At 46.8% G+C, this 14,374-nt stretch carries 14 protein-coding genes and 1 tRNA gene; all 15 read right to left on the bottom strand.

The window, feature by feature from the left end; genetic code table 11:
* Window positions 1-248: 248 nt before the first annotated feature.
* The 15 genes from HUF13_RS06190 to HUF13_RS06260 all read right to left on the bottom strand — a co-directional run bounded on the left by HUF13_RS06190 (window position 249) and on the right by HUF13_RS06260 (window position 14,230).
* A complete protein-coding gene (locus tag HUF13_RS06190) occupies window positions 249-1,955 on the bottom strand; it encodes an ABC transporter ATP-binding protein (RefSeq protein ID WP_173474313.1) in 1,707 nt (568 codons plus the stop codon).
* The gene (locus HUF13_RS06195; protein ID WP_173474314.1) at window positions 1,952-2,221 is read right to left on the bottom strand and encodes a PqqD family protein; all 270 of its coding nucleotides are present in this window, start codon (window positions 2,219-2,221) and stop codon (window positions 1,952-1,954) included. The genes HUF13_RS06190 and HUF13_RS06195 overlap by 4 nt, the downstream gene beginning before the upstream one ends.
* A complete protein-coding gene (locus HUF13_RS06200; protein WP_173474315.1) occupies window positions 2,218-2,679 on the bottom strand; it encodes a S24/S26 family peptidase in 462 nt (153 codons plus the stop codon). The genes HUF13_RS06195 and HUF13_RS06200 overlap by 4 nt, the downstream gene beginning before the upstream one ends.
* The gene (locus HUF13_RS06205) at window positions 2,676-3,599 is read right to left on the bottom strand and encodes a hypothetical protein (RefSeq protein ID WP_173474316.1); all 924 of its coding nucleotides are present in this window, start codon (window positions 3,597-3,599) and stop codon (window positions 2,676-2,678) included. Before HUF13_RS06205 ends, HUF13_RS06200 begins: the two co-directional genes overlap by 4 nt.
* Window positions 3,596-4,756, bottom strand: coding sequence for a nucleotidyltransferase family protein (locus HUF13_RS06210; protein ID WP_173474317.1), 1,161 nt, complete (start codon window positions 4,754-4,756; stop codon window positions 3,596-3,598). The genes HUF13_RS06205 and HUF13_RS06210 overlap by 4 nt, the downstream gene beginning before the upstream one ends.
* A gap of 73 nt (window positions 4,757-4,829) precedes the next feature.
* Window positions 4,830-5,930, bottom strand: a complete 1,101-nt coding sequence (locus HUF13_RS06215; protein ID WP_173474318.1) for a nucleotidyltransferase family protein — start codon at window positions 5,928-5,930, stop codon at window positions 4,830-4,832.
* A 3-nt stretch (window positions 5,931-5,933) separates the two neighbouring features.
* The gene (locus HUF13_RS06220; RefSeq protein ID WP_173474319.1) at window positions 5,934-6,071 is read right to left on the bottom strand and encodes a hypothetical protein; all 138 of its coding nucleotides are present in this window, start codon (window positions 6,069-6,071) and stop codon (window positions 5,934-5,936) included.
* 18 nt (window positions 6,072-6,089) lie between these two features.
* The gene (locus HUF13_RS06225; protein WP_173474320.1) at window positions 6,090-6,971 is read right to left on the bottom strand and encodes a hypothetical protein; all 882 of its coding nucleotides are present in this window, start codon (window positions 6,969-6,971) and stop codon (window positions 6,090-6,092) included.
* 766 nt (window positions 6,972-7,737) lie between these two features.
* Window positions 7,738-9,138 (bottom strand): TldD/PmbA family protein, encoded by a 1,401-nt coding sequence (locus HUF13_RS06230; protein WP_173474321.1) that lies wholly within the window; start codon window positions 9,136-9,138, stop codon window positions 7,738-7,740.
* 1 nt (window position 9,139) lies between these two features.
* Window positions 9,140-9,931 (bottom strand): imidazole glycerol phosphate synthase subunit HisF, encoded by a 792-nt coding sequence (hisF, locus tag HUF13_RS06235; protein ID WP_173474322.1) that lies wholly within the window; start codon window positions 9,929-9,931, stop codon window positions 9,140-9,142.
* A gap of 90 nt (window positions 9,932-10,021) precedes the next feature.
* Window positions 10,022-10,345 carry a thioredoxin gene (gene trxA, locus HUF13_RS06240; protein WP_173474323.1) on the bottom strand — a complete coding sequence of 108 codons (324 nt, stop codon included), beginning with the start codon at window positions 10,343-10,345 and terminating at the stop codon, window positions 10,022-10,024.
* A 150-nt stretch (window positions 10,346-10,495) separates the two neighbouring features.
* Window positions 10,496-11,257: an RsmB/NOP family class I SAM-dependent RNA methyltransferase gene (locus HUF13_RS06245; RefSeq protein WP_173474324.1), complete on the bottom strand. Its 762-nt coding sequence runs from the start codon at window positions 11,255-11,257 to the stop codon at window positions 10,496-10,498.
* Window positions 11,258-11,779: 522 nt separating this feature from the next.
* A tRNA-Gln gene (locus tag HUF13_RS06250) sits at window positions 11,780-11,850 on the bottom strand.
* Window positions 11,851-11,907: 57 nt separating this feature from the next.
* Complete coding sequence (locus HUF13_RS06255; RefSeq protein ID WP_173474325.1) at window positions 11,908-13,374, bottom strand: carboxypeptidase-like regulatory domain-containing protein; 1,467 nt, start codon at window positions 13,372-13,374, stop codon at window positions 11,908-11,910.
* Entirely contained in the window at window positions 13,361-14,230 is an 870-nt protein-coding gene (locus tag HUF13_RS06260) for a TIGR02147 family protein (RefSeq protein ID WP_173474345.1), read from the bottom strand. The genes HUF13_RS06255 and HUF13_RS06260 overlap by 14 nt, the downstream gene beginning before the upstream one ends.
* Window positions 14,231-14,374: the final 144 nt, after the last annotated feature.

The raw sequence follows: 14,374 nt of genomic DNA on the forward strand, positions 1-14,374 counted from the left end.
GCGTGCCAAAAGTCCCCAAACATTCCAAAATCGCAAATTTCAACGAAAAAGTGGCAATTTCAGCCGTTCCAGGCCCCCCACCTATTCAAAAAATAACACGGTAGCGTTTCAAAAGCAACGATTCAGAGGATTTTTTTGAAACAGCCCCAAAGCGGCATTCCCAAAAGCCGCGTAGTTCGACGAGCTCACCAACCGAGTTCACCAACCTTAGCAGGAACCACCTCACTCATTTATCACAACGTGCTAGCCTACAGTCTCACCGTTTCATCGCACATTTCGCAAACCGCAGTACGGTGCGTCACGAAAATCATCGTCTTTTCCGGAAAAGCCTCAAATAAATGGCGGTAAAGTTCCGCTTCGGTTTCCTCATCCAGCGAAGAACTAATTTCGTCGAACAGCAAAATGTTGCCTGGGCGCAAAAGCCCACGGGCAATTGCAATACGCTGCGCCTGGCCTTCGCTAAGCCCATGCCCGCGTTCGCCAATTTCGCAATCCAGGCCATTCGGCAAATCATTCACAAATTCAGCACAAGCAATATGCAATACACGACGCATTTCTTCTTCAGTCGCATCGGTTTTTGCCAACTGCAAATTGTAGCGCACAGAGCCGTTCATCAGCGTGTTGCCTTGCGGCACATACACAAAATTCGAACGAGTCTCTTCCGAAACATCCACAACGGATCCATTCGAATAAATTACCATGCGACCGCTATCCGGCTTTACAAAACCGAGCAAAAGCCTGAACAAAGTCGTCTTGCCTTTACCAGTCTCGCCCATAATTGCAGCCTTGCTCCCGGGCATAAAATCGTGCGAAAAATTACGGACTATTTCGCAATCCCCACCGGCATACCCAAAGCGCACATTCTCAAACCGCAAGCCAAGGCGCCCGCGCAGTTCCTTTAACATTTTATCGGGCCGTTCTGAATGCGATTCCAAAGACATTTCAGAGGGAATTTTTCCGCACTCGTCCCCATGCGTTTCATCCGCGCACTCCCCTGCATCATCCGTGGCCTTTTTCTCCAGTTCATCCAATCGATCAATGCTAGCGGTCGAATGCACCAATTGCGGCACCATCCCAAGCAACGTCAAAATCGGGTGCTGGATTTGCCCAACCAACTGCAAAAAAGAAGTCATCACACCAAACGTAATCGTCCCATCGCGCAGCCCAAGCCCGCCCCAAATAAAAGCTAGCAAATAGCCAAGTCCAAACGCAGAACCAATCGCAAAACGCGCGACCGTCGTAAAACGAGTCCGCCGCAGCACATCGCGTTCAAGCTTATTTTGTTTTAAACCAAGCCGTTCCATCACCCAGCTTTCGCTTTCGAGCGAACGCAACACGGCATTGTATTCCACGCCTTCTTGCACCTGCATCTGGATGCGGCTTTCGCCCTCGCGGATGTCCAACGTCATCTTGCGCAGCTTGCGCGAAATCAGCTTACCCACCACGACCATCACAGGCGTAAGCAACAGCAGCGCCCAAGCCAGCCGCGCATCAAACCAACGCATCAAAAGGAACGCACCCACAAGCTGGATTCCCGTCACCGCCATCTGCGGGAGCGTATCAATCACCGAAGTCGATACCGTTTCGATATCCTTCGAAAGCCTCGACGACACATCGCCCGAATGCAATTCATGCCCATCAAAAAGCGGTCGCTTAAACAACGTGCCAAAATAGAACAGCCTTAGCGCATTAGTCATTTTCACCGTAGCCGATGCGGTCATGTAATAATACAAGAGCCTAAGGACAATCGTCCCCACCACAGTAAAAACAAGGAACGCAATCATACGCACAATATCATCTTGCGATCCAGTGCGTATCGTTTCGTCAATAAACCGCTTGCTGAGCCATATCATCAAAAGACCGCATGCCACGCGTGCGATCCCCGCGAAAATGCGAGCGACAATATTTACGCGAAAGCCCTTTGTTCCGCGCCACAGCCAAGCGATATATTTCATTCGAGCACGTTCACCTTTTGCCATTCGGCGACAATCGCAGCCACATCGGCCTTAGCCTGTTCTGCGCTAACGTCGTATTCGCCGCAAAGCGCTTCAGCAAGGGAATCCACCGCAAAATCACCCATTTCTTCAGCTTTTTTCCAAAGCCAAGCCGCCGTTTCGTTCAAGCAAAGGAGGCGTCCAAAATCGAGAGCACCAATACCTTCACCCATAATCACCTGTTCACCGCACACATCGCGCAGCACAAAACCTTTCTTGATTTTCATTTTTTTATCTTCCTATAAATCCATAGTAAATAACGTCTAACCGGTAACAGAATATACCATATTTTTGCAGCGATTCGGTATTGCCAAGCCGCCATAGCGTATTTTTTCCCATTCGGTTTTACAACGCAAATCACCTTGGCACAAACATCCGATACTTCACAATGTTCCCGCAAAGCAAGATTTCCATCACCCATGAGCACCACATGCTCGCCATCCAGTGCAACAATTCGATGTACAACGTAATGTTTTTCGGGTCCATTCGTTTTAACAAGAGCAAGCACCACATCGCCACGCTGTAAAGATTTCGGTTTTTCCAGAATGACGCTATCGCGCCCGCCCACGATAAACGGCAACATGCTCCGCCCGTTTACCGGAAACGTGACGCTTACGCCACTCTTGACCAGGCGAATCGCCTCGGCAAGAATCAGCGAGTCATCTTTTTTTCCCGAACCGTTCATGGCGCGGAATCCCCATTTTTGCGAACGACGGTTTTACAACACAACTTTGCAGCCGCTTCATCCGGTAGGCATTCTAAATACCACGACGGAACACTAGCCACAAGAGCGTTTTGCGTTTTATGCAATCCATCGGCCATTTCTTTATTCCATCGCATTCCTGAAATACACGGCAAAATGGCAGCGTATGCCGCCACACCTTTCAACGGCGAAATCCTATTGAACGGAGCTTGCGCAAGCAACACAAATCCGCCCATTTCCATTTCGACATTTTTGTAGCAAGGCGTCTTACCGCTCCACGGCGAGCCGAAAACTTTAGCAATCGGTTTTCCATCCGAATTTTTGAACAAACGCACTACAGGATTATCGTCATTAAACAGCTCGGAGCCCTCGTTGTACTTGAGCCAGAGCCTTGCATGGGTGCTTTTACCCGTTCCGCTCTTGCCCAAGAATAAATAGCCAAGGCCATTGTAACGGATTCCCGCCGCATGGAACAACGCCGTATCCAATTCAGACGTTGCAAGCGCAAACAAAACCATCAACGAATTGTTCAAAGCAAAAACATGCTTTCGCTGGACATCATCAACCGACATCGCCAAAACATCTCTCGGAGTCAAATATAAAGCGGACTGTTTTAGCGTACTATCGCAAACCAAAACACCCGTAGATATGCCGAACAATAAAAATTCAAAAACGAGCAATCCATCAGCAGTACGCCCGCAAATAATAGATTGACCTTCTTCATCCTGACGGATTTCTTCGGTGTATCTGGGCGCGGTAGCTTCTTGCACGGCAACCGAAAATACAGGATTTTCACACAAATCAACCGCAAATGGAGCGTAATTACTCATTTGCGATAAAATTTCATCGCCGGTTTCTACCGCAAAAAAATGTTCTGCAACTTTAAAAAACTTCTTAATCATCGAGCTTCTTTTTTTACAAATTTAGAGTGAGACAAATCCCAAAGCGACAATCGCCGCAATTTAATCCTAACAGAAATAGATCTAGCAAAACGTTTCCAGTATTCCAATTCGCACATTAAAACATCAACAGGAGCAAACCAAAACACATGCAGATTACGCCAACGATGCTTCAAAAAGCGAACAACAAAGTTCCTTGAAAATTCATTCAACGAATCCGTTGCATAAATGCCAAAATTACCGCCTTTTTGTATTAAGGATAGCATTTTTCGGCCAAGTTTTTCATCAGGTTTGCAAAGCATCATGTGTTCATCGAGTTCAAACACGTAGCCCATAATCCACATGAGCGCCTTGCAAACTTTCAAAAGTCCAAAATTCGAAAGTTCCTTTGCAATTTCGCACCGATCATCCTCGGAAGAATGTTTCAGCAACATGCAGTAATCCAGAATTTGTTTTAGCCCTACACCATCCCTAATAAAATGAACATGAATGTGGGCCAACTGCATCGCAAGCGCAAACTTGATTGACGGAACATAAAAACCTTCGCAACTCCGTTCTACATTCCGGATTTCTTTTTCCAAAAAACACAAGAGACGCGAACTCGCAAACGGATTCCACGTGCCAAAAGACGGCCTGTAATGAACCTCTACGGGAATACCATTTTCTTCTGGATCCAAGTGAACATGGTGCGGTGCGTTTAAATCCCATTCATGAATTTTATACCCCAATTTTTTCAATATCGCAAAAACATGGTCGCGCCCGCCATCAACCCACAAGTCAATATCCCCGACCTGTCGCATATAGGGGTCCGGGTAAAGCAAAGCATTGGCAGGCCCCTTGAGCACCGCTGTTTTGCACCCTTGTACCGCAAACAATTCCGTAAGCCTAGCAGCTTCCGCATTCAAAAGCTTATTCTGCCCCTTGATGGTTTCCGCTTCGAGAGCCCAACGCAATACAATTTTATGAGGCGGCTGTAAATCATGAGGCAAACGGCAAATAGCCCTATAAACAACCCCTGTAACAAGTTGCTTGGCACATTCCGTATGTAGATTATCCCAAGATTCTGCGATCAGCTTATGCGAAAAAGAGCACGGCGAGCGTTCGTCATCTAGCGCTATCCGCAAAAGTTCATACAAAGCATCTTTTTCAAAGCGTTCCATCAATTCACAAATTAGTAAAAAAATGTGTAAAATAAAAAAAGAGGACTCCGCCATGGCGAAGTTTCAATTTTAGTTAAAGTGCAATTTTCCGACGTCGAACACGCTCGGGAATAAGCGAAATTGTTTTTACCCAGTAATTAGATTCCTTATAAATGTAATACCGGGGAGCTATCGGGAATATGCGCAAATTCTGAACACGGTCGTCGAACCAGCGCTTAAGCACATTACGACGATAAGCTTTTTTCGCCCCAAAATCGCCCTCTGCAAATGTAGACTTGTATAGGACTCTGCTATAAAATCTGCTAGGCTTGCAAAGCATTTTATCTTGAGGTAACTTGAAAACACGCCCAAGAACACCCATGATGGCGGCACAACCGCTTTTCATACCAATTTTTTTTGCAAACTCCCACGCATATTGGCGATCGGCCTCAGTTGAACGAGTCAGCAGTATATAATAATCCATATAATGCCTCAGGCTCACTCCAGAAAGCAACGCGTGTTTGAACAAATGAACTAATTGCATCAGCAAAGCAAATCGGATACTCGGGCTATAAAATCCTTCAGGCGTAAGCGTTACATTCTCAAGTTCAGGTTCAAGAACTTTTAGGACTTCGTCATAGGTTTTATTTAACCGAATCGCGTATGTTGCAGAAGTAGGCTTGTGATGAACCTCTACAAGAACACCTTTCTCGTTTATAAATTCAATGTCGTGATAATCAGGAGTTAAATGTTCAAGGTTTTGAATCCCCAGACTATGCAATAACTCCTGAACTTTGTCGTAACCGCCGGGAACATAGATGTCGATATCGCCGGGTTGCCTTGAAAACGGATCAGGATACAAGCGAGCGTTAGCTTGACCTTTCAAAATAGCACTGCGGAACCCGCGTTCGGCAAACAGTTGTGTGTAACGGGCCGATTCCTGATTCATAAGGCGGTTCTTGCCGCGGATAGCTTCGGCATCCCTCGCCCAAAGCAACATTAACAAATGCGGAGGCAGCGATTCCTTGGGCAAATGGGCAAAGGCATTATAAACAACCCCTAAAAGCGTTTGGCGGTGCGCCATTGTATAGAGCGACTGCCATTCTTCAGAAGTCGGAATATACGGAAAAACCTGCGAGAGCCCGAGAGACACTCGCAGGAGTTCACAAAACATTTCGTCAAGAGAATTTTTCAAGGCTTAAGCCTTGGGATTTGTAACATCGTCATTATTCATGCCAAAGATAACATTTTCCCTAGCAGAACCGGCCAAAAGGGTTGTCTTGTATTCGAAATCAATTGTATCCATCTTAGGAGTTTCGTATTCTTTTTTCTTCATAATTTTTGCTCCTTTTGACTAGTGCTTAATGACTTTCTTGTTGACGTACATGATTTTGTTCTGGGGCTTGCCGTTCAGCTTGCGGCCCTTGAGGTCATAGTAACGGTCCTGCATCTGGATGTCGCCGGTTCTGGTGTTCATCTTGCCGATGGACAATGTCCCGCCGTCCTTATCCAAGAAACGAACTTTGATGACATCCGGGAGAGTTTCCTCGGCTGCAACTTTACCCAAACCATACACAGGGCTAGCATTTTTACAGGTCAAGTAAGCACGCATTGGATAAATTGTCGCGCTGAGAGCTTTAACAAAAACACCATCAGCAGCATCGAAACCATAAAGGTTTTCCGCAGATCCCCAACTATTTTGCACATATGAACCAGTGAATTGCCAGCAAGTACTATTCAACGTAGTAGCATGTTCGTTATCGCCGGTAGACACAATTGTATAAGAACCTGAAGTTTTTTCGAAATCAAATCTTTGAGGAGTACCCGAGACCTCAACAATGTATGGAGTGTTCGCTTTAATTTCATCGGTACTTTTCATGTCAAGCGTGAACGTCTCCGGATTATAGCTCTCCGGGTAATAAGCAGCTTCCACCTTTCCTTCGCCCATCGTAAATTCCTTAGCTTCGTTTACCTTAACGGCCACCGGAAGCATAAGAGTGGAGTACGTTTTTGCAGCTGCATCACGAAAAACGACAATTTTATTAATCCCAGATAAATTAGAGGAAATATCATCATCTCCAATCAAGACTTTATTCGTAGTCCCCCTCGAAAACAGCTGCAATTCAGTATTAGCAACAGTAGACCAACCAGTCCCATCCGCTCCCCACGCAGCGGTTGTCCCCATCAGAGCGACTGTCGCCACGGCGGCAAAACGTGTCAGATGTAATTTTTTCATTGTTTTTCATCCTTCTTTTAAATTTCTAACAGAAAAATAGTTTAACGCGCTTGAACTTGCAATAGAAAATTCATAATTTCGTATATTTTTTGTAAGTTTTCATCTTTTCACCTTTCACAAAACGGAACAAAAAGTTCCAGTAGCGTAAAATTTTCACGTGAAAAAGCGTTGTAAAACTTTACATCGGAAAAGTACCAAAAACGACCATGAATATTCCAAAATAAACTATTTTAAGAATACAAAACCAAACATCCCATACACCAAAACAACGGCACCTCTCACGAGATGCCGTTGTTTCTTTTTTACATAGTTTTCTTGTTTTATTCGAAATCGTTTTGTACTTTACCTCGCGATGACAACCCATAATACTCAAAAGCCCTCTTACGAGGGCTTTTTCCTTTATAGGATTTTCAAAATTTTAGCTGATGGTCGCATCCCCGTCGTCCTGAGTGTAACGAAGGACCCAGTCAAATCTTGTACAGCAAAGCCCTCTTACGAGGGCTTCTTCGCATCGGATAATCGGCTACCGCCCTCCAACTGTTTTTGATGAACCTTCGATACTCAAAAGCCCTCTCACGAGGGCTTCTTCGTATCGGATAATCGGCTACCGCCCTCCGACTGATTTTGATGAACCTTCGATACTCAAAAGCCCTCTCACGAGGGCTTCTTCGTATCGGATAATCGGCTACCGCCCTCCGACTGTTTTTGATGAACCTTCGATACTCAAAAGCCCTCTCACGAGGGCTTCTTCGCATCGGATAATCGGCTACCGCCCTCCGACTAAGATTTGATCGACTTTAATAGACGGTTGCCCAACGGTTACTGGCACATGTCCCGACGAAGCGCCACAAACGCCAGCGGCTTGCTCAAAGTCCGACCCCACCATGCTGATTCTCGGCATGATTTCGTGGCCTTTGCCAATAAGAGTTGCACCTCGCACCGGTTCGCAAATTTTTCCATTACGGATAACATATCCTTCATCCACGGCAAAGTTAAACTCGCCCGTCGCCGGATTTACAGAACCGCCAGCCATGCGGGCAGCGTAAAGTCCGTTATCCACGCTAGCAACCATGGAATCGAGCGAATCCTTGCCCGGAGCGATAAACGTATTGCGCATGCGGCTTACAGGAGCATACTTGTAGCTTTCGCGGCGAGCACTTCCCGTGCGGGCAATGCCCACTTCCATAGCGCCCACGCGGTCGCTCATGTAAGTCTTCAAGATTCCGTTTTCAATCAGCACCGTGCGCTGCGTCGGAGTGCCTTCGTCGTCATACTTGAGGCTGCCCCATACGCCATCCATCGTGCCATCGTCAATGGCGGTAAGGCATGGCTGGCCAATTGCTTCGCCAAGCTTTCCGCAGAACGGACTTGCATTACGACGCACCGATTCCGTTTCAAGCGGATGTCCGCAAGCTTCATGGAAAATCACACCGCCAAAGCCATTCCCCATCACCACCGGCATCTGGCCACCAGCAATATAACCGGCATCCAACATGCGCAGCACGCGCTCGCCGCATACCGTGGCCAACGCTTCTGGAGAATAGTTTGTTAAAAGTTCGTAGCCGCCGAGAGCGCCCGGTGCTTCGTGCGTTGTCAATCGTTCCGTTCCGTCCGTTGCCGTCACGTTCACATTCACGCGCAAGCGACCGCGCGTCATTTCGAGGTGCAAGCCTTCGCTGTTCATAAGCGAAATCGAAGTGCAGCTATCTGTCACGCTCGCGCCCACTTGCGCAATCTTGGACGAAAGTGCACGAGCCGCTTTATCTGCACGGAACAAAAAATCCTGCTTCATGGACTGACCCAGCACACGCGGATCCTTATAGGCAGCAGCGTTAAAATCGCAAACGCGCTTTTCAGGTGCAAATTCAAAAGGCCTTGCGGCCGAGCCTTCCGCCCCCGCCGCTGCGGCAATGCGCCCGAACGCGAGCGTTTTCACTAGCTTTACCAGCGCCTCTTCGCTGTCGTCGCTCGTAAAGCCGTACAGGACTTCCGTCCCGTACAAAAGGCGAACGCCGATACCGTACTCGGTACCCGCGGTCGCGGTTTCAATCTGGCGATCTTTCAAGCCGAGGCTTGAACTGCGGGTTTCCTCTTCGAAAATTTCAACAAAGTCAGCCCCGGCACTTTTGCCAGCTTCAAAAATCTTTACGGCAACTTCTGGATTCAACTTATACCTCGCCGTTCATCTTCTTGCGCACAGGGATTCCGGCGGCAAGCATTTCGCTCTTGATTCCCGGCACAGTATAATCGCCAAAATGCACCATAGACGCGACCAGCGCAGCATCTGCACTCGTCTTGCGGAACAAATCTACAATGTGGTCCGGCGTTCCGGCACCACCGCTTGCAATCACCGGCACCTGCACCGCTTTTGCAATCATGTCGGTAATCGTGAGTTCGTAACCGTTCTTAACGCCATCCGTATCGATGGAGTTCAAACAAATTTCGCCCACACCAAGCTCTTCGGCTCGCTTTGCCCACTGCAAAGCATCGATGCCCATCGCCTGGCGACCGCCGCGAATAAACACTTCGTAACCGCTCGGAATCTTGTCCGATACGCCCACGAACTTCGCATCCATGCCAAGCACAATGCACTGGCGTCCAAAAGCCTTGGCACCTTCGGCAATGATTTCCGGGTGCAACACGGCAAGGCTGTTCACGCTCACCTTCTCGGCACCAGCCAAAAGCGCTTCGTGCATATCGTCCAGGTTGCGGATACCACCGCCAACAGCAAACGGAATAAACACGCGCTTTGCAATCTGGCGAATCATTTCCATGTCGCACGGACGATTCTCGGCACTCGCGGTGATATCGTAAAAGACGAGTTCATCGACACCATCATCACTGTAATGCGCTCCCATTTCTACGGGATCGCCAATGTCGATATTGCCCTTAAACTTTACACCCTTCGTGACCTTGCGGTTACGCACATCCAAGCAGACAATTAAACGTTTTGTGAGCATGTTATAAATGGATATTAGTCGTTAGTTGTTGGTCATTAGTTATTAGTCATTAGAGTTTATATCCGGCAACCAATGACCCTAGACCAAATTTTACAGGTTCTTCTCGATGGCACTCTTGAGCGTTGCCTTAGGCACAGCACCGACAACGTTACCCACTTCGACGCCATTCCTGAACAGCTTCATATTCGGGATGTTCGTGATGCCAAAGCGGCCGCAAATGTCCGAAACGCCTTCGTCATCAACGTTAATCTTCGCCACAACGACGCGACCATCAAATTCGTTAGCAAGATCTTCAACGATTGGTCCCATCATCATGCACGGACGGCACCAAGTAGCCCAAAAGTCAACAAGCACAAGTTGACCACTAGAAATAACCTGATCAAAGGATTCTGCAGTAAGATTTAAAGCAGCCATAAAAAATCTCCTATTTACCGATAGCAATATAGCAATTATTAGTATTTAGTGATTTGTGGTTAGTGATTAGTAGGCAGAACTTAGCCCGCTTCGCTCTTAGAATTTAGTTATTTTCTTTTAGAGCAAAAGGAGTGTTCTAAGTTCTAAGCTCTAACACACCTTCCGCATCTTCGCGCAATAGATAGGCCCGCAGCCATGGGCCTTGTCCGGCAAAATATGCACCCCAAGTTCAGTGCGGTCAGCGCCCTCCGGCAAGTCTTCAATACGAACAAATTCCATCATCTTGCGTTTTTTCAAGATCTTTGCCACCACGGCATCGTTTTCCAACGGCGAAAGAGCGCAAGTTCCGTAAATCAGCTCTCCACCCGGCCGAAGTGCATCTACCGCTGATGCCAAAAGCGAGCCCTGCTCCACCGAAAGGCGTTTCACACGCTTCACCGACCAAACTTCCAAATGCGCAGGAGCATTGAGCACATGCCTGTCCGACGAGCAAGGAGCATCAAGCAAAATACGGTCGTAACATTCTTTTTTGTGCATGCCGAACTTCACGCCATCGTAGCCCGTCACGTTAATAATCGAACGCCAAGACTGCGGCAAGGAATTTTCAAGAACATGCTGCAAGCGAAGCCTTCTGTCCGGCGAACGGTCGTTGCATTGAAGAGAGCCCTCACCCTTGAGCATCGATGCAATCACAAGCGACTTCCCACCCGGAGCCGCACACATATCGAGCACATCCATTCCAGGCTCAACGCCAAGCGCTTTAGCAGCAAAGACCGAAGCCTCGTCCAAAAAGTACGGTTCAAGCGATTCCCCAAACTGGAGCTTTGTCGCGCATCCTTCGCCCTTCAGCGATTCTAGCAATGCAGGCCAGCGCTCGCCATAAACCTCTTCAAAGTAGTCAAAAAATTCCATGGTTCAAATATAGGAATTAGGTTGTAGGTCACAAGTTATAAGAATATCATCACGCGCTCCGCACGTCCATAATAATCGGCGTAGCCGCCCCCCCCCCTAACACCTAATAAAAGCCGACAAAGCAATCGAGCAAGAACAAACTAAATAATCTGTAATAATTCAAATTTCTAAAAAACGCCCTAATTTACGTAAAAACAACCCAATATCATCCATTTCTTACGTAAATTTTTAACTTTATCTGTAATATTTTTTGATTTTTTTACGTTTTCAGCTACCTTTCAAGGCTATTTTTCGAGCCAAAAAGCAACAAAACACCCCAAAAAGCGCCAACTTCACCCTAATTTTGTTTAATTTGTACGCAAAATTACGTAAACATCCCCGCATTTTCCAACTTTTTTACGTAAAAAACGCAATTTTTTCAAATTTTCAATTCTTTAAGCACTAATTATCTGAAATTACGCAACATGAGCAATCACAATTGTCCCAATAACAAAAAAGCCCCTCGGAGTAGAGGGACTTTAGTTGAGCTACCAGGATTCGAACCTAGACAAACAGAGTCAGAATCTGTTGTGCTACCGTTACACCATAGCTCATCAGTGCGCACCAATTTTAGAAAATAATTTTCATTTTTGCAAGGGGTATTTTGAAAATTATTTATCAGTCTTTAAAGTTGGAGGCTCAAAAGTCATCCACTGCTGGTCAAGCGTATCACCTTTAGGCAACTGCACGTGCGTAATCGTCACGATAGAGTCCAAAGAAAGCCCAACTTCCTTAAGCGTCTTGACCACCTTGGGGTCGCCCGAGTAAAGCACGAGGTCATGTCCGCCGGCAGGGAGGTTGCTGATCTTAAACATATTGCAAGTCACGTCTCTTACAAAATGAGAAGTTCCCTTGAGGCCAACAACCACGCTATTCAAGCTATTCACCTTACAATTATCCGACTGGATCGAATTATCATCGGGCTGTTTTTGCGCTTGTTCATCTACGGCTTTAGCAGAATCCGCAGCAACATTGATAGCCAGCATCACACCGCTCACGAGAACAGAAGTCTTGGTAAGTTCCGTAGAATCCACCAAAAGAGTATCCTTCAAGTCCTTGATTTCCGAGGCGCGCACATAGCGGCTAAGCCCAGCCAGAGTCACATTGCCTTCGTTGTCCAGCAAACGATATTCCATGCGAAGGCTATCATACGGAACAGATTTCGGCACCTGCAAGAACCAGCGCCCAGAATCATCCGTCTCGGTCTGCATCACAAAGCGAGTGGAATCACCTTCGACAAAATCAAAGCCATAAAGGTCCGTAATCATCTGCACCTGGACTTTCGAACAAACGCTATCCTTATTGCATTTCACGACACCCGACAAATATGCAGGCTTCTTTTCTTTCTTTTTCTTTTCTTCAAGCTTTATCAACGAATCGACATCCATCGTCGGGCTCCAAATGAACGGGCCCTTCGAAATCGTATCCCCAGACTTGACATCGCCATCAATGTTCCATGTACGATAAATTAACGAATCTGCAACTCCGGAATCCGCAAGTCGAGCCACAATCTGCGGATCACCTGGGCAGAAGCCGAACCACGACGAACCTTCAGGAATCAAGATCGAGAAGGAATCACCGGCAAATACGCTCTGCGAGAACGGAGTTCCAGGCACATAGACCTTGAAGTGAGAGCCAACCGCCATAGAAGGTTCAACCATATCTTCGTAATAAAGCACACTGCTGAACACGGCTGCCTTTTTAAGCTTGATGCTATCCTGCTTTCCGGAATTCTTTGTAGCACGCGGCTCATACGAAATTTCTTGATATTCCGCATCGACAACGGCAAGCTGGAAGGTATCGGCAAATACAGAATCGAACGAGAACACGCCCTGCGAGTCCGTAAGCGTTTCGATATATTCAGCTTCAACAAGAGAATCACCGGCATCTGGTTCACGAGCAACGCGGACCAAGGCTGCTACAGCAGGCGAACCATTGGTACGAGTCACCACGCCCCCGAGAGCAATTGTATTACCCGTATCCGTAACAGTGCCAGCGACATCATGGTCGCTTGAGCAAGCGAGCATGCCGGCACAAACTGCAGCAAACAGTCCTATGTACGATTTAATCAACTTCATCAACACCCTCCTCTACGTCCGCTTCCGGAGGCAGAGCCACCTTTTCCTTGCTCAGCGGGAAGAACTGGATGTTCAATTCGCAAACCATGGATTCGCCTTCATCAGAACGAACAATATCCACAATCTCCTTTCGGAACAAATCAATCTTGCTGATGATCCTTTCCAATCCCTGCGCCGAGACGCTCATCGTCATACAAGATACATTTCTACGTTCGGTACTGTAGTGATCCAGCGCATCTTTACCCAAATCAATCATCTGCTTTTGGAACTGATGAACGAAAAGCGGGGCGATTTCACTGCCATTCGTAATCGCCTTATTTACGGAATGGTAGAATCCATCTTCGCCGAGCTCTATAAGTCCCAAATTAAGAAGGAGCTGGATAGTTTGCTTAGCCTGCGGGAGAGAAATTTTCGGATTCAAGAAAAGCGCAAGTTCCTGAATATTCTTGTCGTTGATTTTCAAGACGGCAAGAGCTTCGCGCGCTACAACATAATACCACTTACTATAGTATTCCTGCTGGTTCTTGGTCAAGTTCTTGATCGTGCGCGGTAAAAGAGCCGACATCTGGTCAAAGATTTGCTGCTTCGAAGATGCCGTCGTAGCATGCGTGAAATCCACCATCAAAGCAAAGTAACGGCCTTCCCTTTCATTAAGTCCGAGAGCTTCGATAAACTTCGGAATCATTTGTTGGGTAAGCGACTTTCGACCACGAATCAAATCCAGATACAAACCGGACGAAGAATACCCAGCCTTCTTTGCGAAAGACCGGTACGAGAAATATCTTTGGACGGACTTACGGTACTCGTAATAGTCCTGAAGATACTTTCGATAATTATAATAGGCGTATACGTTCATCAATAGAAAATCTAATTTTTTTTGACTTTTTTGGGAACACCTATTTTTCGAAAATACCCCTTAAAAGCCGTCTGTTCCTTATAGAACTTGTGAAAAAGAACACCTTGGGAACACTTTTTATTTTCGAAGTGATACGTTTTCAAA

Source organism: Fibrobacter succinogenes, assembly GCF_902779965.1.
In the GTDB taxonomy this organism is placed as follows: domain Bacteria; phylum Fibrobacterota; class Fibrobacteria; order Fibrobacterales; family Fibrobacteraceae; genus Fibrobacter; species Fibrobacter succinogenes_F.

Bases quoted from the DNA above. Each gene is read 5' to 3' on its own strand.
- HUF13_RS06190 (WP_173474313.1), bottom strand. From the start codon at position 1,955: ATGAAATATATCGCTTGGCTGTGGCGCGGAACAAAGGGCTTTCGCGTA.
- HUF13_RS06195 (WP_173474314.1), bottom strand. From the start codon at position 2,221: ATGAAAATCAAGAAAGGTTTTGTGCTGCGCGATGTGTGCGGTGAACAG.
- HUF13_RS06200 (WP_173474315.1), bottom strand. From the start codon at position 2,679: ATGAACGGTTCGGGAAAAAAAGATGACTCGCTGATTCTTGCCGAGGCG.
- HUF13_RS06205 (WP_173474316.1), bottom strand. From the start codon at position 3,599: ATGATTAAGAAGTTTTTTAAAGTTGCAGAACATTTTTTTGCGGTAGAA.
- HUF13_RS06210 (WP_173474317.1), bottom strand. From the start codon at position 4,756: ATGGAACGCTTTGAAAAAGATGCTTTGTATGAACTTTTGCGGATAGCG.
- HUF13_RS06220 (WP_173474319.1), bottom strand. From the start codon at position 6,071: ATGAAGAAAAAAGAATACGAAACTCCTAAGATGGATACAATTGATTTC.
- HUF13_RS06225 (WP_173474320.1), bottom strand. From the start codon at position 6,971: ATGAAAAAATTACATCTGACACGTTTTGCCGCCGTGGCGACAGTCGCT.
- hisF (WP_173474322.1), bottom strand. From the start codon at position 9,931: ATGCTCACAAAACGTTTAATTGTCTGCTTGGATGTGCGTAACCGCAAG.
- trxA (WP_173474323.1), bottom strand. From the start codon at position 10,345: ATGGCTGCTTTAAATCTTACTGCAGAATCCTTTGATCAGGTTATTTCT.
- HUF13_RS06245 (WP_173474324.1), bottom strand. From the start codon at position 11,257: ATGGAATTTTTTGACTACTTTGAAGAGGTTTATGGCGAGCGCTGGCCT.
- HUF13_RS06255 (WP_173474325.1), bottom strand. From the start codon at position 13,374: ATGAAGTTGATTAAATCGTACATAGGACTGTTTGCTGCAGTTTGTGCC.
- HUF13_RS06260 (WP_173474345.1), bottom strand. From the start codon at position 14,230: ATGAACGTATACGCCTATTATAATTATCGAAAGTATCTTCAGGACTAT.